Below are 23,402 nucleotides of genomic sequence, written 5' to 3' on the forward strand. Positions count from 1 at the left end.
CGAAAAAAGCTTTTAGGAAGAGAATTGTTTTGGATAATTCAAGTAAGCGTTTACTCGGATGGAGAGGATCTCTTAAACCTATTTAAGAGATAAAAACCTTTGGATAACATACGTTATTTTAAAATTGTGCAAATTAGTTAGAGTGATTGTTATTTAATAAAAAATATTACTATTTTTTTTGAGTGGTTAAACCGTCAGCTGCCGTCAACAGGTAGCTGATTTTTTGTTGTCCCTATGGGCTTTTTCGATGGGTTTCCTAGTCTAGCTTAGACTAGGAAAGAACTGCGTGCCATTGCCTAGTAATTGTCTAGTAAAAGTATAGAGGAATGGACAGAATATAGCAAAACCTATTTTTTACAGAGCTGGAGGGAAAATAATAGATGTTTGGATTAAGAAAGCAGAAGAGAGCGGATTCTCAAGAAGGACCACAGGAAGATTACTACTATGATGAGTACGAAGAAGGTTATGAAGAGGACTACGGGTACGATTCTTATCCAGAAGAAGGGTATGAGCGACCAAGTGAATCGTATAACGAATACGAACGGGGAAGCAGACGTTCGCGGCAACGAATAGAAGAATACAAAGAAGATCAGACAGCACAAGAGAATACAACTGCTGAAAAGGAACAGCCACTGCAACAGGAAGTGGAACGACTGGAAGAAACTGTTGCGCAATTGAAGCATCAATTAGAAGTCAAACAAACCGAGCTTACGGGTATGGCTACTACCTTAACTGAAAAAGAACAGCAGCTTCAAGATCAAAAAGTTGTCAATGAGCAACTAAAGAATCAACTGAATAAACGAGGAGATCAGCTGACTCAGTTGAAGGAGAAGCTAGAACAATTGAATCAGGAATTAGATGGACAAGCAGGAGATGCGGCTGCATTAGCAGAAGCTAAGCAACAAATTAACCAACTAAAAAAGAAACTGTCAGCCAATGAAGCGATGAAGGATGAATTAGCGAGTATTTTAGTGGAATCCAAGAAACAAGAACGGGAAATCTTGGAGCGAGCAGAATACGAAGCCAACGGTATCCGCCATCAAGCCGAGCATGAAGCCCAACAACTGATGCACGATGCGGCTTTGGAGCTGCGAGTGATGAAGCAGGAAATTAAGAATTACCGCAAGCGCCTACGTTCCGTTCAAGACGAAACGGCTCAATTCTTCGTCAAATTATTAGCGAACAGCGATCATCTATTAGATGACGAGTAACAGAAGGGATGATCCACAGTGAAGACGAAACAGACACAAGTAACACTGTATCCCACACCAGCACCAAAGATGACCACTAGTTTGGCTGAGACGGATTTATTGGCGGCCATCGAAAAATCTTGTGAGTATTTGTATGCGCCAGAAGGTAGTTTAGATGGACACCAAAGGGAAAAAATTCGGACACATTTTCAACAATTATTTCATTGGATGGATGGCAGTTATCACTTAGAGCTGTTGTTAGAACCTAACGAATTTGATTGGCACGCTTTCTGGCAAGTCATTCAACAGTTCTTTCCCCAATTTGCTTGGCTGAAGGCGCAAACCGAAGAAGCCAAGTATGGGCGACAAGTCTATCGCTTTGATTTTGTGCCACTGACCTTTCGAAAAGAAGGATTTCCTTTTGCAGTTCAACTAGAAGAGAGCTTATCGCAACAATTTGCTTTGACACCAGAGGAAGCGTTGAAGCGAGCAGAGCAGCTTTTTCAGGAACTGGCTGCACAACAAATGGGAAAAGCAATGAAAAAGCCAGTTGTAACAATAGCTGCAGATCAAGCCAAAGAAGCAGTATCAATAGATAGAGTTCAAAAAGAGGAAGAAAACCTCGAGAGTCAAAGCAAAGCCCGCCTGCGAGCCGTGAATCAAAAGCTGGAGCTGGTCATTGAGAAATTGGAGCTTTCAATGCTCCACAGCGGTATCCAGTACTTTAAGCAGGAACAGAAAGAAGAAAGCAACTGGGACAAACGTCTTAGGATTAGTTTGCGAGAATACACCTACTTATTACAAAAGGCTCGTTTTTTGGAACAGATGTGGCATTTAAATGGAGACTTGGTGAGTAAAACTGAAAAGATGATAGTGACGGCCAACCAGCTAGTCTATGAACGAGATCAGGTCAAGCAGATTAAAGCTAATTTCTCTGCTCGAGATATTCATTTTATGTTGTATGAATGCCAGGTGATTGAATCTCGAGCCCAGATTCATGCCAGGCCGTGGTTTCGAAAGCCGTATGTCAAATTAATGAAGATGGATTATGACAACCTACTAGGCAAAGCAGCATACTTTGATTTACTGCAAGGAGAAAGTTCGGTTTTAGAGAAGTTTATGCGGGAACAGCGAGATACCCCAGTAAAAGATGCCAAGGAGGCTGGTTGAGGTAGGAGTCAACGCGGGACATTTCCAGCAAAAGCCGCGCTGTTTTTTGTCGGACTATACCTGGTATTCTTTAGCTTTTTTCAGACCTATCATTGGTTGTATCCTAAATATTCTGTCAGTGGGGAGTCGATGTCCCCCACCTTTAAGGAAGAGGAAGTGATTCAAATTAGCGCCCATCATAAACCTAAACGCTTCGATGTGATTGTCTTACATCCGCCAGAAAACCCAGAAGGGACCTATTTAAAACGGGTGATTGGCCTACCAGGAGAGCGGATTGATTATCACAACGGTAAATTATTTGTCAATAAAAAACGGGTAAATGATCCTTTTGCCCAAGAAACGGAAGACTTTAACTGGGATAACTTTTCCAGGGACCGAATCCCGGAAGGCTATTACTTTATCTTAGGGGATAATCGGGAGTTGTCCTATGACAGTCGCCATTTTGGTTTAATTACCGAGCCTCAAATCTTAGGGATTGTCCAAGAGGGGAACGATCAGAAATGAAGACACTGCAGGAAAAAATCGAATGGTATACCTTTTGGTATTGGATTTACTGGTTGTTTTCGTTGGTAGTTCTGCTTGGTGTCGTTGTCTTAGGGATTTTCTTTTACTTTACGGATTTCCAGGAAGTAGTGACAGTCAGTCAATTGTTCTTACTACTATTGTTAATGTTGCTAGCCATTTACCTTAGAATGACAGCTTTGCATTTTCACTCCACACTGCAGACATTAAAACGATCTGTTCGATCAAGAAAACCGAGAGGCCGACCAACAGAAGGGCGGAGGCCCAATGAAGACTAAAATTCTGTTGAAAGGTTTTGTACTAGTTAGTTGTTCATTTATCTGGTGGCAACAATCAATAAAACAAATGGTAGTGGCAGAAACGAAAAACCTGTTGTCTTCTCAATCAGAAACGATTCAAGAGGTGATAACCGCGTCTACTGTTATCAGTACAGTGAGAAAAGAAGTCACGGAATCAACCGCTTCTTCTATTAAAGAAAGTGAAAGCAGCGAACAGGAAAAGAAAAAAACGATCGATTCACTCACAGGTTCAACAGAGAGTGAAAAAACAACGGAAAAGCCAACTATTTCAAACTCAATAGTCTCAGAAGGAGTAAGCAAAGTTCAGACGCCGCTTCCAATAGAAAAAGTAGAAAAAAATTATCAGTTTTCAGTGAGTAAAAATCAAACCACTGAGTCCTTCATTCAACTCATTGGAAAAGAAGCGCAACAAATTGCATGGGATGAAGAGCTGTATGCTTCCGTCATGATTGCTCAAGCCATTTTAGAAACAGGGTCAGGCAACAGTCAACTGGCTCGATCACCTTATTATAATCTGTTTGGAATTAAAGGAAGTTATCAAGGAAAAGAAGTGTCTTTCAAAACACAGGAAGATAAAGGGAATGGGGAGCTCTATACAATTCAATCTGCTTTTCGGCAGTATCCAAGCTATAAAGAATCTTTGGAAGATTATGCAGCACTTTTGAAAAATGGTCTCTCAGGCAATGTTGGTTTCTATCAAGGAACATGGAAGTCGAATGCTGGGAGTTATCAAGAAGCGGCAAAAGCTTTAACTGGAAAATATGCGACGGATACGACTTACGATAAGAAATTGATCGCTCTAATCGAAGCATACAATTTAACGATCTATGACAAAGATCTAGCGAGAAGTGTTGAAGCAGAGAAAGAACAACCAACTGATAATCCCGTGGGATTAGAAGATCATTCAGAAGAAAAACCAACAGTTGAAGTATCTAATGAAACTGTGGATCAACCGATTATCGTCAATGAGACAACGCAATCAGTAGTAGTGATCCCACCAACTGCCCAGCGACCAGCCAAGCAGCTGTCGGGAAACCAACTTGTCTAATGAAAGAAGGGGAATTATGTCGAGACAACGTGACTATCGAGAGTACGAGGATGATTATAACGAATCGTCGTATCATGAGCGCCCTCTTTCTAACCGTAGGCCAGCTAGAAGAAATGACTATTACGAAGAAGAATACGATGATCGGAGATCCTATCCACCTCAACGAACAACTAATCGAGGGCGAGAAAATGGGCACTCACGTCGTACTGTCCCCTCTTCGCGAGATTCTTATCCACCAAGGGGACGGCCAAACCGAAACGGGTATTCACGACCGCGACCCGATAACTATGGATACGAACGAGAACAGATGGCACCATCGAGGCCAAGACCGCAACGACCTAGACCAACTCAACAAAGGGTCCCGCCTTTGCAAGAGGCAAAGAAATCTACAAACCGCAAGATCTTTTTGTTTGCTTATAACCTGTTCTTCTACACATTGACGATTGGGATTCTGTTGAGTTCCTTAATGTTTGCCTTTAGTGAGAAATCCGATGCAGCCATTTTGGGTCATCGCTTTTATCAGGTATTGACGGATTCGATGGCTCCGCAGGCAGACTCGCCTAAAGGCGGCTTCTATGCAGGGGATATCGTGATCGTCAAGTTGATGAATGGTTCCGAGGTCAAAGAAGGGGATGTCGTAACGTTTCGGGTAGGCGAAGGAGATCGTTACTTAACACACAGGGTGGTGGAACGCCTAGATGAATTGAATGGAGAAAAAGGGGAGTACATCGTTACCAAAGGAGATGCCAACAAAACCAATGATCCGCCCATAGCAGCGGATCGGGTTTACGGCAAAGTTACGTTTGTTATCCCTAAGATGGGCACCTTTTTAGCCTTTATACAAACAAACGTCTGGTTGTGTCTAGTCTGTGCCTTATCCACCTTTGGCTTTTTCCTAGTATTGAAGGCGTACTTCTTGCCACCAGAAAAGAGCAGCCATCCGTCACACCAACCATCAAGGATATAACATTTGTCTCATACAAATGTTTATATAAAAAATACAAATTAAGGGGAGAAAAGAAATGAAAGAACGTAAAAAGAAAAAGTTGTTGGCCATTGCCGCATTGCTTGCACTAGTTGCGGTAATCTCAGGGACGTTTGCCTGGATCACGTCACAACAACAACGGATTAACCGAGTGGAGTCAGCTGCAGTGGTTGACGACAGTGTGACCGTCAATGAAAAATGGGAACCAAAACCAATGGTTCCAGGAACCGAAGCAACGAAGGAAGTAAGTGTCACCAATACAGGGAATGCCAATGTGTTTGTTCGGGTTTCTTATGAAGAAGTATTGAAACATTTAGCGAGCAAAGGCGTTGTTTCTCATGGAGACAACACGGTAACAGGGGCAAAATATGATCCGAGTGCTACGAATACACTAACTTCTCATGTGCCTGTAAAATACAGCGCAGATAAAATCAGTGCAACGAATGGCTTTTCTGAAGTGACAGATCCAAGTACCCAAGTAACTGGATTAGAAGCAGACACGAAGTTGTTTGTTAAAGGTGGGTTAACGATTGATCCTACGACAAGTGAGCGCTCAGTAAGCTATGAAGCAGTCGTTGTTCATGAATATGCGACTGGAGAATACCAAGCAATGCAGTATACCATTTCGCCAACAGATGCTATTGCAGACAGAGCTGTTTCTGCGGCAGATTGGGAATTCGAAGTTAGTGATTTGAAATACAGTTACTACGCAGGTGGCTACGAAAACGCAGTGGTGAACTGGGCGAAGTCTTCTTTACCAAATAAAGACAACACGCTTACCGGTCATGCTTTGCTAGGAACCACAGGAAATCGTCATGGAGTGGATTACGACTACACAATTGGAACGTTAGGAATTGCTTCCATTCCAACACCAGCGCCAGCAACGGATGCGGATCAAATTCCGTTGGCTGATAACGATGTGAAGGGTGTTCAAGCAGATAAGATCGGCTTAAGCAAAACCCACATTCGAATCGGATATGGTACGGATATTACAACAGTTGGCGCTTTAGCAGCGACTAAATGGGTCTACAACGAAGATGATGGTTGGTTTTACTTCACTGAGCCATTGAAACCAAGCGCGACGACACCTGACTTATTGAAAAAATTGATCTATGACAAAGATTTGGGCGGCGAATATACGAATGCTACCTATGATTTAGTCGTGAAAATGGAAGCAATCCAAGCAACGGAAGAAGCATTGAAGGATTCAGCTGGTTGGGATTTAGATGGTGTAACAACTGGTAGTGATACCGATGAAATTGTGCAACAATTGGTTGCTCGTATCGGAGCATAAGCATGTGGACTGGAGAGGAGGAGGTGTATGAACTACCTAAAATCAATGGTTATCCGTTTATTGGGCATTTCTCTTTTCCTCCTGTCTTTTGGCCACGGGGTAGTCAGTGAAGCGGTGAGTACATTACCGCCAGGTTTAGTCATCGCCGATTCAGAAGGGATTTATGTCACTTCTGAAGGAGAGTATTACATTGATTTACAGGATATTCTCCCAGGTGAAACTTATGAAAAGGAAATCACTATACGCAGTTTGGATTTGGAAGAACCTTTTTCCTTAGGATTACTGGTTGAAGAGTTTTCCTCCAGTGGCTCTGTTTTATGGAAAGAGCATATCACAATGATGTTAGTGCTGGACGGGAAAGAGCTTTACAAGGGACCGTTGTTAGGCAATGGTGAATTTGACTGGTCGAAGACACCGTTGGAATTGGGCATTTGTAAATATGGCACGGATAAGCTGTTAACCGCAACATTTACTCTAGACTCCAGTCTGACGAATGAAGACCTGCGGGAACAAAGTCAGTTAGAGTTTTACTGGACGTTTGTGGGTACGAGGGATCAATCACCAACTAAGCCAACGGAACCTTCGTCTTCCGACTCATCAACACCAACAGTTCCATCTGATTCTGGAATCGGGTCAGAACCTAATCACGGTAACTTGACAAATACTGGAGGCAATCCCCAAGCCTCCGGATCTGGCAAACGATTGCCGCAAACGGGAGAAGAAATTGTGTACATGTTTCTGAGTGGGATGTTGTTGGTACTAATTGTTTTGTTTCTATGGAAGAAGCGCCGAGAGGAGGAGCAGGAATGAACCAAAAGGAAAAACGACGTCATTTATTTCGGGTATTTCTTAAAAGTAAAGCCCTGTTTGCCTGCTTCTCTATCGTGTTGAGTTTACTTCTAATTATAGGCAGTACGTATGCTTGGATTACTTCTGATGATGAACGAGTGAATCGTAGTGAAGCGACACGTAAACAATTATCTGCTCGAATTGACGAAGACTTCAACCAAGTCTTTCATTGGGCCCCCGGGACAACCCAAACGAAGGCAGTTCGAGTGAAGAATGACGGGGAAACACCAGCGATTGTCCGGCTCTCTTTTAAAGAATTTTTTGTAGGATTTGAAGTAGATACGACCGACAATCATCGGCAGGATGTCAATCTTCTAAACGGGAATGCGAATTTGACCCTTCATGAATTGGATGAGCAGAATGATACGTTGATTGATATAAAGGACACAAGTACCTGGGCGGTTGGCAATGTTTATTCAGTTGATGGAACGAAGCATTACGTAGCCAACGTTAGTTTACAAGATCGCGACTACCTTTATGGAGCGGCAAGAACAGAACCTTTGTCTGCCTTTCAGTTGAACTTTCAAACAGCGAAGGTTTTTGATGATCCTGACGATACAGTTGGAGAAGAAAACTATTGGTTTTACCATGAGGGTTTTTTCTACTATTCTGAAGTCTTGCAGTCAAAGGATGATCCATTAACCCCTCAAAGAGAGAATCTAACGGTCAATCTATTGGAAAGTATTACCTTAGATGCGGGTTATGCCAATCAGTACAAGGGTGCTTTGTACAAGCTGGTGCCTGAAATGGATGCTCATGATATAACCGAATCCATTTTAACCGATTGGGGAATTGCCGACAGTCCAGTAGAAGAGATATACAAAGATCATTTGGTTTTTATGAGTAAAAGCAATCAAGGAGGCGGAGGATAATGAAGCAAAAAAGAAAAATTCACCGTCGTTTTTACCTTGTGATAGGTGTTATCTGCTTTCTGCTTTTAATTGGAGGGAGTTATCTGGTGTATGCAGCCATGACTGCTCAAGATCGTAAAGAAAATGACTTTCAGGTTGGACAGGTAGAAACAAGGATTTTTGAGGAACATTTTGACGAAACCATGACCGAAATACCCAAAGACCAGTCAATTCCTAAAGAAGTACGAATCGAAAATACTGGAACGATTAGACAGTTTGTACGCGTCATGATCTTACCTGAGGTTCGAAAGAGTATTGTGGGAGATGCACAAAATGAACAAGTTCTGCCATTACCTATTGGTACGAGTATTGAACTAGAAGGAATGGTTGTAGGTGATTGGATCGATGGTGGTGATGGGTATTACTATTACAACAAACGATTGGATTCTGGAGATAGGACAAGTTATTTGTTCGAGTCGGTAAGGCTGGCGGAGCAGTTAAGTGATCGCTACCATCAGACAACCTTGACGATATCCTTGAAGGTGGAAACAATCAATTGTGCACAGTTTGCCTATCGCGATGCCTGGTGGCAAGGAAACACACCTGAAGCAGATTCACCATTAGAAGCAGTGGATAATGCATTAGAAGCATTGACCGAAAATTAGGGATGCAGTTTCCCCACTGTATCCAGTATTTATGAAGAAACAACACTCATGAGGTGAGTGTTTTATCAAGTAGAACATTGATTTGATAAGTGTTGAAAAGAAAGGAATGGATAAGAAATGACAAATGAGGAGAAAAAAAGAGCGACTTACCACTCTCGAATCGTTTTGGGAATTTTAGTACCCATGATGGTTGTTGCTGGAATGTTTGTATTTTTTACTAATAAAGATACTTCTAAAAAAGAAAAGATCGAAGCCTCTGAAGTAGTAACTGCCGGAGATTTCCGACTAACCGCAGATAATCGTTGGGATAGTACAGACCAAAAGAGCTATGCTGAGTTAGATTGGGCTGATATTCCTGACCTAAGTTCAGAAGGCTATCGTATATATCAATCAGAAGATGGGACCAATTGGGATCTGCGCTCTGCTAGGTATGGACAACAAATTGAAGTTTTGAACATTTTTCCGGATTCTCCAGAGATTTATGAAACTATGATTCAAGAGTGGATGCATGATCCGGATATAGGTAAAGGATTGATCAATGTTACGCCAATTTCTATGTCAAATTTTAATGATAATCCCGATAGTTATTTAAGGGATGCCCAGGGAGAATATCGATATGACGTTATTTTTGTAGGAACAGCAAATGCGAATAATAATGTTTCTTTTAATGAAACCGCAGTGGATAGACTTATTGAATTTATTGAAGCTGGCAGAGGATTATTGGTGGGACATGATGTGCTATCTGGAAATACGAGAAATTGGGGAGGAGTTACCGCTGATCTAAGTCAAAATAATCGTTTAGCTCAGTATTTAGGGATTGGATTGAGAAACCAATATGAGGAGAAAGAAGGTTTTCCATCCTCAAAAAAAGTTACTATTATAAACAATGGCTATTTAATGAAATATCCTCACGAATTTGAAGATGATATGGAACTTGAGATTCCACAAACTCATACTTTTGGACAAGTAGCCGGAAGTTTGCATAATGGGACTATTTGGCTAGAGTTCACAGATTATTCTATTAGTATGGGAACAGAGGCTTTTATGGAGCCTGATTCAACTACCAATTTTTATCTAGTAACAAATGGAAATGCTGGCATGATTCAAACGGGGCATATGGCGGGGCAGATAGATGGCGAATCAACTACTGATGAAAGAAAAATAATTGCTAATACTCTATACAACTTGGCACAAATTACAGAAGAATCAAATGCTAACGATTATACGGTTTTAGATAATGTAGCACCTGATCAGCCGGATTTTTTCATTCGATGTGGAGACGAAGATAATGTGAACATTCGAGTAGATGCTACTGACAGAGGAAAAGAATATCAATGGTACATTGAAGCGAATACGAAGAATGATGGCGTAAAAAATTCACATAGGGTGAGAGAAACGATTACTAGCAATATTGCTGGATATTTCTACGAAGTATCGGATTCTTCTATCTCGACTTTAGCTGCCCAAGTAGAAGCAAAAAAGAATGCTTTGGGTCGAATAGAAACTAGTGATTTCGACCTTTATGTAGCACCAAATGATGATTCAGTGAGGTACGAAACCGCAACAACTTTTACGTTATCAGAGAAAAATACTTCTGGGAGATATGTTCATATAGTTGCTGTGGATCGTGCAAACAATGTGAGTGAGGTGGCCAGTCAACAAATCAGAGATATCACTCAACCAGTTGATTTTGAAATCGAACGAACAGAAAACCGTCATCAATTAGTAGAAGTGTCCTTAGAGGATGACGTAGATAAAACAATGGAAGTATTAGATATCCAAGTTCCCAAAAATGTAAGTATAGATAATTACAACACATTAGTTTTACCAAATACTTGGACGAAATCACACGATACCACCGAAGTAAATTACAATACTTATTCGTTTGTAATTAAGGATAACAATGAACAAAGTGTGATAGCCAACTTTTTAGAAAATTTACTTTTTTCTATAGCTGATCCAGTTAATCAAGAGGGGGGAGTCAAAGTAATTCTTCATGAAAAAGAAGGAGAAGAAAGTGTGAATGATTTTTGCTGGAATGCAAGTATCCCTCAAAAGATTAACATCCAAGCTTATACTGAACGGTTTGGCCAATTCCAACGTTTTGCTCAAGGAGACATCCTTTACGATCAGCAGCTAAGAATAGGGGGCCAAATCACAGCACAGCCGAATGATTTTGAATTGTTCACATTTTTGGAACATAGAGATCGAAACGGTGAAATGATACCTCCAATACCTCTTGGAGACCAATATACTGTTACGAAAGATTTTCAAGAGGGAGCATTCATTTATGCTAACAGGCAGGTAATGCTGCATGTTCGCCAAGTTGTACTGGAGCCTGAGAATCAATTAGTTAGTCCAGAAGAGGGATATTTGAATCTGAAAACATCGTTGTTCGACGTAAATAGTGGGAACTATACTGAAGATACTAATCAACTGATACAAGTACAAATACCGTCCCAAAATAATGATGAGGTTCCTGATTTTGAAATGTTTGCGGTAAGTACAAAGCATATGACGGATGATGGGGATCTATTAAGACTCAACTTAATCTTGCCCGAATTTTATGAATATAGAGGTCATTTCTTCACTCAACGTCATTTGGACGACCCTAATGATCCGATGGGAGCAGACCATCAAGGCAACCTGGCGATCTATGGTGGAGATTTTGAACGACCTAGAGTTGAGATGGAGATGGTTGATGGATACTTTATCACTATATATATCAGCCCAACTGAAATTGGCAGAAATCCACAACCCTACAGCTGGGACTACAAGAAAAATGATCTGGGAAGAATTACAACTAGGTAAACAAAAGAGGCGAGACAGAACATGGTCTATCTATTATTACTAGTGTTAGGCCTGATCGTATTGGTTCAAAGCTATCTGCTGTTCTCGCTGATGCGAAGCCAACAAGACTTGCAGGAAAAGGTGACTCGGTTGCTGTCGAGAAGACCGCAACCGAGTAATGTTAAACGAAAAACTCCAACAGAAAGAGGAAGGACACGATGAAACTTGGCTATGCACGCGGGTACCAACTGACCCAACAATTGGATATGCTGGAGGATTACCCAGTTGACGAACTATTTTCTGATGGGGCGCAAGAAGTGGAAGCCCTGCGTTCACCGACAAGTGAATTCCAAGCCTTAATGAATTTCGCTCAACCAGGTGATCATCTAGTAATCGCTTCGTGGGAAGTTGTTTCCCGAGATTATCGACAGCTGCTGGCTTGCCTAGATCAGTTAGAAACACAAGAACTATCATTAGATGTACTCAATCTTCCCCAACTCACGATTGAAGAGTGGCACCAAGTCTTCCGATGGTCGTTACGCAATGATCGACTGCTTCATCCAGTGTTGGTGAAAGCCGGGAAGGAACGAGATCGCAGTAAAGATGCTTACTCTTTATTCAGCAAAGAACCGGAAGCACGTAAGCTTTATCGTGAAATGATTTGGTTATTGGTAGAAAAGAGTTCGGTTCGTCAAGTGGCACAACAAAAACGAGTCCCGATAGAGACTGTTTACCGTGTGCAACAAGAACTAAAACAAGTTCAACTAGCAATCATCTTAGTGATTTGTTTCCTGCTGGCAATTTTTAGTATTAAATTGGCCGAATCCTATTTTGATCAACTATGGATTCAAGTAGTCATTTGTGTGGTTGTCACACTGGTTATCTTGTGGAATGTCTTAATCGACACCGAAGAAACCGAGGTGAAGCCACCTATAAAAGAGAAGAAAGCATCAAAAATTTGAAGAGAAGGTGAATCCCCATGCAACATGTACTTATTTTAACGAAAAATGTTTTATCTGAGGAACCATTAATCCAACAGCTTCATTATTTAAATTATGAAGTTCTATGCTCGGCTGATTTGATTCAGTCCTTGCAACAAGGAAGAATATCTCCAGTTATTTCCTATTTCCATCTAGTGATTATCAGCGAAACGGTAAGCAATAGTGAAGCTGAACAGCTCCTGCCAACATTAAGTCTTTACGCGTTAGCAGTTATTCGGGTAGGGGAATCATTACCTACCAGTGAACAGGCTGCGTGGCAGGAACAAGGGATTCATCATTGGATTACCAAAAGTCCTACTATACAAGAACTTAGAGAGGGGCTAGTAGAAGCAATCAGGTTACTAGAAGACCAACGAGTGAGTGCCAATCAAATTTTGAATTTTCCAATCAGTGAGGTTACCACTGAAGCAGCTGGCGTATTGAGAAAGGTTCACAAGAGCTTTTCCAAGACGGAGAAGAAGGTATTTGATCGATTATTGTGGGCACAAAGTCATGGTGGTGTATTGTCCAGAAAAGAATTGTGCGAATACCTATGGGAGGACGGACAGACCTCTTCCAACATGAGCCAGTTGTCTTGCTTGATTAATAAAATTAAAGTGAAATTTGAGCAAACTGATATGACCCATGAGATTATCACCACCTTATGGGGAAGAGGCTACAAGCTAAACGAAGACTTTTACCAACGCTGGTTAAACGAGGAACAAGAAGCAGCGCTACTTTCTCCTCAGTCGGTCATTTAAATTAGAAAGGAAAAAGAGACTAATCTAAAAAATCTGGTTAAAGAAAAGACGAAGTAAAGCTGAACGATTGAATTTCTATTCTTGATGATAGAATATAATCGTTCAGTTATTTAATTTTTTATGCTAGTTTCAGATTTTGATTTTGAGCATCCCATACTAAAAATCGTTACCATAAGATAGTAAAGCGGCTAGATGATCAAAGTACCTGCTGTTAGACTTGAACTAACAACAATAGGCGGTATTACACGAGAATATCATTGATTTCACGGATCACAAAAAGTTGTTTGGTAAAGTGAAAAGACAGTTGCTTCTATGATTTTCAGGCTGTCGGCTATCAAGACGATAAAACCATCACCAAGTGGGAACGGGACTAGAGCCTGCGTATCACTAATTAAACAAGGAAAACTCTTCTGGATGTATTCGGAAACATCGTAAGCTGGATAGTCTGTTGATTTGATGAGAAATAGAGTAGTATAATTTGAGTTTTTGAGATCGTCAAAAAGCTAAATGGAGGGATTATTCACTCGGCTAGTGACACTTTCTTTACAGGTAACAGAGAAGGAAGAAACATGTTTGGAGGAGAAGAAAATGAAAAGAGTCAAAATAATGGTTTTGTTTGGAATGGTCTTACTTTTAGGCGCTTGTAGTAAGAGCCCAAAAGAGGAATTTATGGACGCCTATGATTTGTTGACTAGTAAAGAGTATGATGCTGGAAAATTTGAAGTATCGGTCATAGATTTTCAGATAAATCCAACCACTAAAGAGGCTTGGGGTAGTCAACTAAGTGAAAACTTTGAAAACATGTTAATTAAGGGGGACTACAAACACATTGAGAAAGACGAAAGCTTCTGTTATGAGGGGAACATAATATTATATGATAAAATGGTACCTTTTGAAATAGTTGGAAAAGAAGGTAACGGCTATCTTTCTGCTTCATCCATTCAAAAGATGATACCCTTCATGTATGGCTTTGATATGTTTACTGAAGTAAATCCGCCGCAGTTAAATGACTTAGAAGGAAAATATATTAAACTTTTTTCAGAAGAAATGAAAGCAGCTGAAGATAATAAGAATATGCCGGATTCTAGTAGAGTTAGGGATAAAATATATGATTTACTGAAGGATGCTAAAGAAGAGAGCTTTAAAATTGATGGAGACACTATTTCTCATACTATTAACGAAGAAAATACAAAAAAAGCGGATAAAAATAATGATTTTGGTAGGAACCTTGAAATGGATATGCTTAACACTACTTTAACATTGGAAATTAATAAAAAGACGATGAAAACTGATTGTACCGTAAAAATGTTGGATTCGAGACAAGAGAAGACGATTAAAGCAATAATCACTCCAAGTAAAAACAAGGCGGATAGTTCATTTTCATTACCAAAGAAGAAGGATATTATGTCAGTTGAAGAATTATTAAGTATTCTCTCTGATCCTCAAATCATGAGCGGTGTACATAGTGGAGCTGTTCAGGATGATGAAGAGATAAAAGAGTTAACGGATGCAGAATTTGAGATGCTGTACCAGCAGCTTGAAGCAGATTTCTCAGAATTAGATCTGACACATCGTCAAGCAATACTAAGCGCCTATTCATCTTATCTTAATGATGAGCAGTTTGCCCGTTTGGAATCTTTGCTGAATCAATAGTGGTTACAATCCAAAGTTTAAAAATAAGTTATCAAGCATCTTATACTTTTTGAAATCTAGAATGTTTTTTCTATAAACAATGACTACATTAAAAAATAAGATAAGGTGTATTAAGCGTACTGTATGTATAGTAGGACAACTATAAATTACATGAAGTTTTTTTGTTAAAAAGATACACCAGATTAAAAAGCATCTTCTGTATTCGATCCTATCAACTTAACAAAAAAAGTCGATCAAATTACACTTGGAAATGATGAAGTCCATATTTACAATGGAACCGATCAATATATTTTGGCTATGAGTTTGAAGAGTTTGATTTGCGGAACTTCTCGGTTTTACCAAACCTCCTAAGATTTTTCATAGTTTGTTGGAAAACAAATTTATGTATGAGAAATAATGATCTCATCTCTTTTGTCACAAAACATATTAACGAGAAAACAGTGATATGAAAGATCGCTTGAGAATAACTCGCAAGCTTATCAAAACGCGTTGATTCCTAACTGTTGAGTAGATTTTATTGTTCGATATTGTATGGCGTGAGCGACAGGAATCAAAGAATAGCTTCTTTTTATGTGATAGAGGAACGGGCAACCATATTCAACCGATAATTTGCACTGGACAGCAAATAATAGAACATACTACTTGATGAGTAATTTTTCAGGGGAGGCATTGCCATGCTTGAAGTTCTTTTGGGAGTTCTCTTTGAAGTCCTTTTTGGAGTATTTGGAGAGGCTATGTTGACGATTATATTTGAGCCAATTGATGATTTAATCACTCGTGTAATCAATAAGAAAACCAAAAAATACAACAAACGCTGTCAAATTCTAATCGAAATCATTGTTTACGTAGTCTGTACAAGTCTATTGGTTTGTTACCTCGTTGTCGTAATTCTATCATTTGCTCAACGAATTGATCCGAATGATTCAAACATAAATACTGCAATCGCAAGCCTATTTCTTACCATCAATATGCTGTTTATTGCAAGTGCGATCCTTAGAATTATCTTCAGTAGAAGTTCTAGGATAGAAAAATGCATTTTACTTGTTATTTCAACTATAGTGTTACTCTTTAATGCTTTATTTCTATTTATTACTTAATAAGTTAAGTATTTTTCTCGTTTATTCCTCTCCGGCGTATCAGGTTATCTATACTAATCAGAAGACAAGATAAACACAAATCTACTTTCCGAAAAAAGTTAGAAAAGCTAGCTAAAAGTGTTGATTTGAGTTCAAATACTGAAGAGGTTTGAAAGCTGATTGTACTGTAAAAATGCGAGATTCAGAACAAAAAAAGACGATTAAAGCTGTAATCACTCTAAATAAAAAAAGATGGCTATTTTAATACCAAAAGAGCAGGATATTGTTCCCGAAGAAGATCTAGATAAACTTTCTGACTCGCAGGATCTGAGTGGTATATCTGGAGAATTTTTTCAGGGAGATGAAGAGATAGAAGAGCTGACGAATGAAGAATTTGAGATGCTGTATCAGTAGTTTGGAGCAAATTTGTCAGAATTAGATGAGACACACCATCAAGTATCAAACGGTTTCAAAGTTTGGTTGGGATTAACTCAGAAAAAGTTTATTACGAAGGGAAATAGAATGGAAAACAATATGCAGCAATTATACTCAAATTTGAAAAATAGTATTGATAGCCCTAATCTTTATTTCATGGCAATCAACAGCTTGGATGAAGACAATAACACCCTGTTAAATTGGGCTATCCGAGATAACGATGAGAAGATAGTCAAGTTGCTTATAAAAAATCATGCTAATCCATTCCTTAGAAATAGCAGTAGGATAAACTCCTTTGGATTGGCAGCCAGTATTGCGGACTCTAAAATAGTAAGCATATTGATCGAAAATAATCGTGAAAAAATTGATTCTATTACTGAAGGCGAGATGTTGGCTTTAGCGGTTACAAATGGTGAAGTAGAAAATTTAAAGGTGATGTTAGCAAATAAGTTTAATCCAAAGCTTTCCTACAGAAATGAACCAATTATTTATTGGAGCCTGCAATCTAGAAATGTAGATGTAATAAGTTTACTGGTGGATGAGGGCTGCTCTGTTAATTCGACCAACGATGAAGGTCAGACTTTATTGTACGCAGCTTCAGCGGAAGGAGTAACGAAGATAGTAAAATTTCTTCTATCGAACGCTGCAAATGTGGAGCAAACAGATAATGCTGGGAATACGCCGTTAATAATAGCAAGCTGTTATAATAATTTTGACATAGTTAAATTACTTATCCAAAATAATTCGAATGTCAATTTTAGAGATGCAGAGGGAAAAACAGCCTTACTATTTGCAGTAGAATATGGCAATGCTAGAATTGTCGAATATTTAATTGCTCATGGAGCCGATACTCAAGTAAGAGATGCTAAAGGGTTTACTGTCCAAAACTATATTTCGAAAATAAATGATGCTTCAATAAGAAAGAAAATTTCAGATTTTGTTCTAATTAATTAAGCCGCTAAGGTATAAAAATAAATTTAGAAACGAAGGTCAAATGAGCAGCTGACTTGTACTTGAACTTTGCAAAATTCTCTATAGGAAGTTCAAAAGAGCCTATGTAGACATCTTGTTCAATCGGGACATTCGGGAAATAAAACAACAATGGATGCTCACACACATTGCTGAAAATGTAGGACAGAAAACTCTAAAAGAAAAGCACGCAACTTCCTGTTACGTAAGGTCCTGAATGTTTGTAAGGATTTCTACACTAATCTGTTGTAAAGTCCAATTAATTTATATCCAGATTCAAGCAGGGAGTTTTCTATGAATAAATTTCTGTCGAGCAAGCTTTGATTACGTTCAATAACTGGGTATACTGTAAGAAGAATCAGTTAGTTGGGTGTACTTTCCTTGTCGTATTCGGCAGAAAGTGAAGAAAGGTTTGGAGGAGAAGAAAATGAAAAGGGTTAAATGGATTGTTTTACTAGGGGTAGTAGTATTATTAGGTGCTTGCAGCAAAAGTCCCAAAGAAGAATTTATAAGTGCCTATGACTCACTGAGCAGTGAAGAGTACAATGCTGGAAAATTTGAGCTATCAATTACAGATTTTCAAATGAATCAGACCACTGGAGCAGCTTGGGCCAGCATGTTAAGTGAAAGCTTGAAAAATATGTCAGTCAATGGGGACTATCAGTACAATGCCAAGGATGAGAGCTTTCGTTTTGAGGCGGATGTAAAAGCATTTGATAACACGATGCCTATTGAAATGGTTGGAAAAGGGAATGAAGTCTATCTTTCTACTTCGTTTATTGACGGGATGCTGACTTTTATGGACAGCTTTGGCAGGTCAGCTGAAGTAGATCAGGAGCAATTAAATGACTTAGAAGGAAAATACATTGCGATTGATCCAGAAGAAATGAAAGCAGCTGATGACGACAAGGCTACGCTTGAGCCTAAGGAAGTCAGAAGTAAAATGAACAAATTATTAGGGAGAGCTAAGGAAGACAGCTTTAAGAGTGAGGGCGAGACCGTTTCTCATACCTTTAGCAGCAAGGATTTGGAAGAAATAGCTAAAAGCTTTGATTTGGGTGCAGATACTGAAGAGAGTCTACACAATATGACGTTAACGATGAAAATAAACAAAAAAACTTTGAAGACCGATTGCACTGTAAAGATGCGGGATTCAGAACAGAAGATGACGATGAAAGTAGTACTCACTCCAAGTAAAAAGAAGACAACTATTTCAATTCCAAAAGAGCAGGACATTGTTCCAGCTGAAGAACTGGATGATCTCTTTGTACCGCAAGCGATGAGCGGTGTAGCTGGTGAGGTTGCTCAGGGAGAGGACGAGATAGAAGAGCTGTCGGACGAACAATTTGAGGTGGTTTACCAGCAGTTTGAAGCAAATATGTCAGAATTAGATGAGACACAACGTCAAGCACTACTAAGTGCCTATTCGCCCTATCTTACCGATGAGCAGTTTGCTCGTTTAGAAGCCTTGCTGAGTCAAGAAGTAATATAACACTATAGTTAACAAACATCCTGGGCTCTTCGGAGTTCGGGATTTTTTTTTAAGAAATAATGTCTCCTATTAAAGACATGCAAGTATCAGTTTGTTCAAAAAAAAATCCTACTAGAAGTCGGAAATTAGAATAAGTATCAGAAATATAGCAATACAATTCGAATTAAAAAAGCATAAGAAGGTACAAAGATAACCGAGGATTATGTGCGGATTAAAGTGCTTTTGTAAGTTTCGGGAATAAATAATAAGCTATCAGAAAACATAGCAAAGTACATAGAAAAATAAAATTGTTAAGTATGAGACTAGTAAGAAGTAGGTCTTTCAGCTAAAGAAATGGTTGTTTTTTGTCACAAGATTAAAGTCGAAATAATTTCTAGGATTATGAGGTTTTAAAAAACAGTATCGTAATTATGTTTATAAATTAGCAATCGTTTGCTGATAGATGACCTAAAGAACGAATTTGAATGAAAAATATAATGAAAAGGTGAAAAGTGTTCGATTTAGTTGTAATATAAAAAAGCTTGATCCCTTTTTATTTCAAGCCTAAATATATCGTTCGTTGATTTTCTTTGATTGTTTAATTCTAGGAAAAACCTAATAAAAACAAATAATTTCTTTCTATTCGAATTATAGTATATTGGAAAAATTTCGTCAATATTCTTTTATAAATTAAAGTTTTTGGATAGAAAAACGAAAGACAAAGTGTTTTCTATTTTTGAATTGAAATAAAATGCACCTTGGAGGATTGTATTTTTAGGATTTCTTTGATTTTATTCGCCGTCAATTAAGCCGTCAAAAAATCGAATCAGGATACGATCAAATTAAAGGAGTGTTTTACATGGCTCGCAGAGGAGAAAATATTTACAAACGAAAAGATGGCCGTTGGGAAGGGCGGTATATCAAAGGAAGAAAAGCCAATGGTAAGATTCATTACGGCTATGTCTACCGTCGGACCTTCAAAAAAGTACGAGAAGTTTTATTGAAATTGAAGTTCAACTATCAAGAGATTCAAGCAAATCAAGGAGAGTACTCAGGAAGTGTCGAGGACTGGTTGATGTACTGCATCCAACAGAAACAGGATCAAGTCAAACCCTCAACCTTGACAACCTATCAATACAAAGTTGAAAAATATGCATTGCCCTATATTGGCGAACAACCCCTTCGTACATTGACGAAGCGGACCATTCAAAACTGGGTGGAGACTCTGGAGAAAGGATCATTGGGCAGTACCACGATCCATGCAGTTTTCAAGATGATTCGACGGTTTTTAACCCAAGCGTTCAAAGAAGGGTACCTAAAAAAAGATCCGTGCCAAGAGATTTGCCTACCGGCAAAAGTAAACAAAAAGGTGGAACCCTTAACCGTTCAAGAACAGCGAAAGATAGAAAAAGTTGCTGCTCAGGAGATAAATGGTGCGCCTGTACTGCTTGCTCTGCAAACAGGGATGCGTATTGGTGAATTGGCTGCTTTGCAGTGGCAGGATATTGATTTTTCGGCCAATTTGATCCATGTACGTCACACCTATCAACGCATTCTAACGGCGGGACAAGGCACTGAATTGCAATTGGGAAGACCTAAAACAAGAGCTTCTGAACGCGTCATTCCTTTAGCTGGTGGGGTAAAAAAATGGTTGCTTTCCTTGAAACAGGAAGAGAATCAATCCTTTGTTTTTCAGGTGAAGGATCATCCGATGGAGCCGCGTCTAATTACGTATCATTTCAAACAAATTTGCAAAAAAGCGGGGATTCAAGACTGTCATTTTCATAAATTACGCCATACGTTTGCCACTCGCCTGCTGGAAAAACAGGGAACTATTGCGGGAATCAGTGCTTTATTGGGGCATTCATCCACGCAAATGACTTTAGATATCTATACAGGCTCTGATTTAACTGAGCGGCGTAAAATGTTGAATCGCTTAGAAATGGGCTGGATGATCTAGTCTTATTTCAGTCTGCGTTTAAGTTAAATGATCTGAATAAAGGGGAAAGCTATTATTAGTTAAAAATGAAAATTAAATTAAAAAAACCAAGCTTTTCCATTGGGGGAGCTTTTTTGTCTTTTTTAGATAACAACAGTTATTTTATAAGCTGTTTTTCTTTCAATTAAGAGAGTTGTTTTGGATTTATACGCCGTCCATTCGCCGTCAAATGACCTATGAAACCCTGATTGTATCGGCTTTTTCCTAGAATTAAACAGTTCAGGAAAAATCTGCGGACTATTCTGCTTGTGCCAACAATCATGAATACCACGTAATAAGTCATTGGAGGGGGGATGTCTATCGCAAAGATAGAACAGTTTAGGTTTTTAATTAGATATTAACGATTAGTATTGAATAAGGGTTTAGTGCTAAAGAAAAAGAAACAAGGATAGAAAATCGACCTCGCCGTCAATTATCCGCAAAATATCTAATTAAATTATAGCAAGTCAACCAAAAAAAGGATAGAGAAGGAGCTTATTATGAAAAAGAAAAAAAGATGGATAAGCAAGGTAGCGGTTAGTTTAGGGTTATTAACGATGTTGGGAGGCGTAGCATTAAGTGCTGGGAGTGCAGCTTATGCGGTTGATCAAGACATTAGCAACAATCCGGTTTCAGATGATACATCGGATCGTAAGATTACACTTTGGAAATATGAAATCAATAGTTCGGCTGAATTAGGTGAGCGTGGAGACGGTATTAATCCTGATCCGAGTAAAGCGCCGAACGTTGCTGGCAAAAAAATGATGCAAGATGTTAATTTTGAAATCATCAAAATCAAACCAATTGGTTCGGCAGAATTAACCGATCCTTTGAAACAAGTCGAAGGTACGGATTGGGAAGTTGATACGACCAATGCCTTTACCGATAAGGGGGCAACTGATTCAGATGGTAAGTTAGTATTTGATGTAAGTAAAAGTCTAGCGGCAACTGATAAGAAGCTTGCGGATGGGATTTATATTGTTCGTGAAATTCCTGATGCATCTGGCAACTATACCTATACAAAACCAGCAGACCCAACCGCAGTACCACCAACTGCTGCTGAACCAGGTATTAAGGTAACCAAACCAATGGATCCATTCTTCGTTTATATCCCTCAAACAAAGCGGGACGATACAGGAAGCTTGATCTATGACGTGCATGTTTATCCGAAAAATATTGTAACTAATACTAAATTGGATAAAACAGTTGAAGGCGGAAAAGGCTACTCAATCAAAGCAGGGAATTCTTTCCAATGGGAAGCAACCACTGAATTACCTGATGGGTTATTCGCGATTGCTCCACGAGATATGACTGTCACAGGTTATATAGATCCAGATGATGCAACCGCAACACCAACTGATACATTTTTTGCGAAAGATGCTGAAATTTATGCTTCTTACTTCAAAGTAAGCGATGAAATCAGTGAGGATCTATTGTTAGATGATGCAGAAGTTTACACTATTGATAAAACTGGAACTAAGGTGAAACTAACTAATGGGGTAGAATATACCGTTACCTTAGACGGTACAACAATTACACCTCCAGCTAAAGTACAAGATCTAACTGAAGGTGCGAAGAAAAAAGTTGTCGTTAGCTTAACTAAAGCCGGAATGAAAAAAATCGGTGTCGATGAGCTGCCAAAACTTCAAGTGGTTTACAAAGTAAACACAAACAAAGATTTTAACGGAATGATCTCTAATAAATACACCATCGACTACTTGCTGCCTGGTGGAACACCTGATACTGGCACAAGTGATGAACCAGAATACTACAATGGCGGATTCGACATCAAAAAGGTAAAAACTGATGGAACAACTACATTAGACGGCGCAGAATTCCATATTGCAGAAAATGAAGACAACGCCGAAAAAGGCATCTTCTTAGCTTCCGATGGCAAGTCATACAAAAAAGATACAGACAAATTTGGTACAGCAGATACGTTGCCAGGTGGCGTAACCTTCCTAAAAGCAACAGCAGGGGAAGATCCAACGAAACCAGGGATTGCTGAATTTGATGGATTGAAATTAGATTGGTTTACTGATAATACAGCTGGACCAAATGCGAATGATGGCAAACAAGATCCAAGTGACCCAACAGAAGCAACATGGTCTCATGACAAGATCCAAAAAGACTACTGGGTAGTGGAAACAAAAGCACCAACTGGCTACGAATTGTTGAAGGATCCTAAGAAAGTAACAGTTAAATTAGGCACACCAACAACTATCCCACCAGTACCAGGAACTGAAGACGATGGTGAAATTGAATTAACAGTAATCAATAATCCTAAAACAGACCTGCCATTTACTGGTGGAACAGGCACTATGCTTCTTGTAGCAATCGCTTTAGGAGCCATCACAATCGGTACAGTAGCCATCGCAATCGATAAAAAGCGTCGCGCAGCGTAACATGAAGGCAG

Annotated in this window: 21 protein-coding genes; all 21 read left to right on the forward strand. The window is 39.2% G+C overall.

What is annotated here, in order from left to right; translation table 11 throughout:
• Nucleotides 1-380: 380 nt before the first annotated feature.
• On the forward strand, nucleotides 381-1,211 hold the full coding sequence (locus IGI49_RS18045) for a hypothetical protein (protein WP_429962824.1): 831 nt from the start codon (nucleotides 381-383) through the stop codon (nucleotides 1,209-1,211).
• Nucleotides 1,212-1,229: 18 nt separating this feature from the next.
• On the forward strand, nucleotides 1,230-2,360 hold the full coding sequence (locus IGI49_RS18050) for a hypothetical protein (RefSeq protein WP_429962825.1): 1,131 nt from the start codon (nucleotides 1,230-1,232) through the stop codon (nucleotides 2,358-2,360).
• A gap of 60 nt (nucleotides 2,361-2,420) precedes the next feature.
• Nucleotides 2,421-2,864, forward strand: a complete 444-nt coding sequence (gene lepB, locus IGI49_RS18055; protein ID WP_429964940.1) for a signal peptidase I — start codon at nucleotides 2,421-2,423, stop codon at nucleotides 2,862-2,864.
• Nucleotides 2,861-3,160, forward strand: a complete 300-nt coding sequence (locus IGI49_RS18060; protein WP_429962826.1) for a hypothetical protein — start codon at nucleotides 2,861-2,863, stop codon at nucleotides 3,158-3,160. Before lepB ends, IGI49_RS18060 begins: the two co-directional genes overlap by 4 nt.
• The gene (locus tag IGI49_RS18065) at nucleotides 3,150-4,229 is read left to right on the forward strand and encodes a glucosaminidase domain-containing protein (RefSeq protein ID WP_429962827.1); all 1,080 of its coding nucleotides are present in this window, start codon (nucleotides 3,150-3,152) and stop codon (nucleotides 4,227-4,229) included. Before IGI49_RS18060 ends, IGI49_RS18065 begins: the two co-directional genes overlap by 11 nt.
• A gap of 16 nt (nucleotides 4,230-4,245) precedes the next feature.
• Complete coding sequence (locus IGI49_RS18070; RefSeq protein WP_429962828.1) at nucleotides 4,246-5,196, forward strand: signal peptidase I; 951 nt, start codon at nucleotides 4,246-4,248, stop codon at nucleotides 5,194-5,196.
• A 55-nt stretch (nucleotides 5,197-5,251) separates the two neighbouring features.
• On the forward strand, nucleotides 5,252-6,508 hold the full coding sequence (locus IGI49_RS18075; protein ID WP_429962829.1) for a hypothetical protein: 1,257 nt from the start codon (nucleotides 5,252-5,254) through the stop codon (nucleotides 6,506-6,508).
• Between the two features lie 27 nt (nucleotides 6,509-6,535).
• On the forward strand, nucleotides 6,536-7,318 hold the full coding sequence (locus IGI49_RS18080; protein WP_429962830.1) for an LPXTG cell wall anchor domain-containing protein: 783 nt from the start codon (nucleotides 6,536-6,538) through the stop codon (nucleotides 7,316-7,318).
• Nucleotides 7,315-8,229, forward strand: coding sequence for a hypothetical protein (locus IGI49_RS18085; protein ID WP_429962831.1), 915 nt, complete (start codon nucleotides 7,315-7,317; stop codon nucleotides 8,227-8,229). Before IGI49_RS18080 ends, IGI49_RS18085 begins: the two co-directional genes overlap by 4 nt.
• Nucleotides 8,229-8,873, forward strand: coding sequence for a hypothetical protein (locus IGI49_RS18090; protein WP_429962832.1), 645 nt, complete (start codon nucleotides 8,229-8,231; stop codon nucleotides 8,871-8,873). Before IGI49_RS18085 ends, IGI49_RS18090 begins: the two co-directional genes overlap by 1 nt.
• Nucleotides 8,874-8,990: 117 nt before the next feature.
• Nucleotides 8,991-11,684 (forward strand): hypothetical protein, encoded by a 2,694-nt coding sequence (locus IGI49_RS18095; protein WP_429962833.1) that lies wholly within the window; start codon nucleotides 8,991-8,993, stop codon nucleotides 11,682-11,684.
• 21 nt (nucleotides 11,685-11,705) lie between these two features.
• Nucleotides 11,706-11,885, forward strand: a complete 180-nt coding sequence (locus IGI49_RS18100; protein WP_207702200.1) for a hypothetical protein — start codon at nucleotides 11,706-11,708, stop codon at nucleotides 11,883-11,885.
• The gene (locus IGI49_RS18105) at nucleotides 11,882-12,625 is read left to right on the forward strand and encodes a recombinase family protein (RefSeq protein WP_429962834.1); all 744 of its coding nucleotides are present in this window, start codon (nucleotides 11,882-11,884) and stop codon (nucleotides 12,623-12,625) included. The genes IGI49_RS18100 and IGI49_RS18105 overlap by 4 nt, the downstream gene beginning before the upstream one ends.
• Nucleotides 12,626-12,642: 17 nt before the next feature.
• A complete protein-coding gene (locus IGI49_RS18110; protein ID WP_429962835.1) occupies nucleotides 12,643-13,404 on the forward strand; it encodes a winged helix-turn-helix domain-containing protein in 762 nt (253 codons plus the stop codon).
• 588 nt (nucleotides 13,405-13,992) lie between these two features.
• The gene (locus IGI49_RS18115) at nucleotides 13,993-15,057 is read left to right on the forward strand and encodes a hypothetical protein (protein ID WP_429962836.1); all 1,065 of its coding nucleotides are present in this window, start codon (nucleotides 13,993-13,995) and stop codon (nucleotides 15,055-15,057) included.
• A gap of 674 nt (nucleotides 15,058-15,731) precedes the next feature.
• Nucleotides 15,732-16,154 (forward strand): hypothetical protein, encoded by a 423-nt coding sequence (locus IGI49_RS18120; RefSeq protein WP_429962837.1) that lies wholly within the window; start codon nucleotides 15,732-15,734, stop codon nucleotides 16,152-16,154.
• A 231-nt stretch (nucleotides 16,155-16,385) separates the two neighbouring features.
• The gene (locus tag IGI49_RS18125) at nucleotides 16,386-16,547 is read left to right on the forward strand and encodes a hypothetical protein (RefSeq protein WP_207703599.1); all 162 of its coding nucleotides are present in this window, start codon (nucleotides 16,386-16,388) and stop codon (nucleotides 16,545-16,547) included.
• A gap of 12 nt (nucleotides 16,548-16,559) precedes the next feature.
• Nucleotides 16,560-17,522: an ankyrin repeat domain-containing protein gene (locus IGI49_RS18130; protein WP_429962838.1), complete on the forward strand. Its 963-nt coding sequence runs from the start codon at nucleotides 16,560-16,562 to the stop codon at nucleotides 17,520-17,522.
• Between the two features lie 442 nt (nucleotides 17,523-17,964).
• Nucleotides 17,965-19,029, forward strand: a complete 1,065-nt coding sequence (locus tag IGI49_RS18135) for a hypothetical protein (RefSeq protein WP_429962839.1) — start codon at nucleotides 17,965-17,967, stop codon at nucleotides 19,027-19,029.
• 838 nt (nucleotides 19,030-19,867) lie between these two features.
• Nucleotides 19,868-20,968: a tyrosine-type recombinase/integrase gene (locus tag IGI49_RS18140; RefSeq protein WP_429962840.1), complete on the forward strand. Its 1,101-nt coding sequence runs from the start codon at nucleotides 19,868-19,870 to the stop codon at nucleotides 20,966-20,968.
• Nucleotides 20,969-21,486: 518 nt separating this feature from the next.
• Nucleotides 21,487-23,391 carry a SpaH/EbpB family LPXTG-anchored major pilin gene (locus tag IGI49_RS18145; RefSeq protein WP_429962841.1) on the forward strand — a complete coding sequence of 635 codons (1,905 nt, stop codon included), beginning with the start codon at nucleotides 21,487-21,489 and terminating at the stop codon, nucleotides 23,389-23,391.
• Nucleotides 23,392-23,402 lie beyond the last annotated feature (11 nt).

The sequence above is a fragment of the Enterococcus sp. AZ071 genome, from assembly GCF_050499065.1.
GTDB lineage: Bacteria > Bacillota > Bacilli > Lactobacillales > Enterococcaceae > Enterococcus_A > Enterococcus_A ferrettii.

Coding starts and splice junctions, on each gene's coding strand:
- IGI49_RS18045 (WP_429962824.1), top strand. CDS start 381: ATGTTTGGATTAAGAAAGCAGAAGAGAGCGGATTCTCAAGAAGGACCA.
- IGI49_RS18060 (WP_429962826.1), top strand. CDS start 2,861: ATGAAGACACTGCAGGAAAAAATCGAATGGTATACCTTTTGGTATTGG.
- IGI49_RS18065 (WP_429962827.1), top strand. CDS start 3,150: ATGAAGACTAAAATTCTGTTGAAAGGTTTTGTACTAGTTAGTTGTTCA.
- IGI49_RS18070 (WP_429962828.1), top strand. CDS start 4,246: ATGTCGAGACAACGTGACTATCGAGAGTACGAGGATGATTATAACGAA.
- IGI49_RS18075 (WP_429962829.1), top strand. CDS start 5,252: ATGAAAGAACGTAAAAAGAAAAAGTTGTTGGCCATTGCCGCATTGCTT.
- IGI49_RS18080 (WP_429962830.1), top strand. CDS start 6,536: ATGAACTACCTAAAATCAATGGTTATCCGTTTATTGGGCATTTCTCTT.
- IGI49_RS18085 (WP_429962831.1), top strand. CDS start 7,315: ATGAACCAAAAGGAAAAACGACGTCATTTATTTCGGGTATTTCTTAAA.
- IGI49_RS18090 (WP_429962832.1), top strand. CDS start 8,229: ATGAAGCAAAAAAGAAAAATTCACCGTCGTTTTTACCTTGTGATAGGT.
- IGI49_RS18095 (WP_429962833.1), top strand. CDS start 8,991: ATGACAAATGAGGAGAAAAAAAGAGCGACTTACCACTCTCGAATCGTT.
- IGI49_RS18100 (WP_207702200.1), top strand. CDS start 11,706: ATGGTCTATCTATTATTACTAGTGTTAGGCCTGATCGTATTGGTTCAA.
- IGI49_RS18105 (WP_429962834.1), top strand. CDS start 11,882: ATGAAACTTGGCTATGCACGCGGGTACCAACTGACCCAACAATTGGAT.
- IGI49_RS18110 (WP_429962835.1), top strand. CDS start 12,643: ATGCAACATGTACTTATTTTAACGAAAAATGTTTTATCTGAGGAACCA.
- IGI49_RS18115 (WP_429962836.1), top strand. CDS start 13,993: ATGAAAAGAGTCAAAATAATGGTTTTGTTTGGAATGGTCTTACTTTTA.
- IGI49_RS18120 (WP_429962837.1), top strand. CDS start 15,732: ATGCTTGAAGTTCTTTTGGGAGTTCTCTTTGAAGTCCTTTTTGGAGTA.
- IGI49_RS18125 (WP_207703599.1), top strand. CDS start 16,386: ATGGCTATTTTAATACCAAAAGAGCAGGATATTGTTCCCGAAGAAGAT.
- IGI49_RS18135 (WP_429962839.1), top strand. CDS start 17,965: ATGAAAAGGGTTAAATGGATTGTTTTACTAGGGGTAGTAGTATTATTA.
- IGI49_RS18140 (WP_429962840.1), top strand. CDS start 19,868: ATGGCTCGCAGAGGAGAAAATATTTACAAACGAAAAGATGGCCGTTGG.
- IGI49_RS18145 (WP_429962841.1), top strand. CDS start 21,487: ATGAAAAAGAAAAAAAGATGGATAAGCAAGGTAGCGGTTAGTTTAGGG.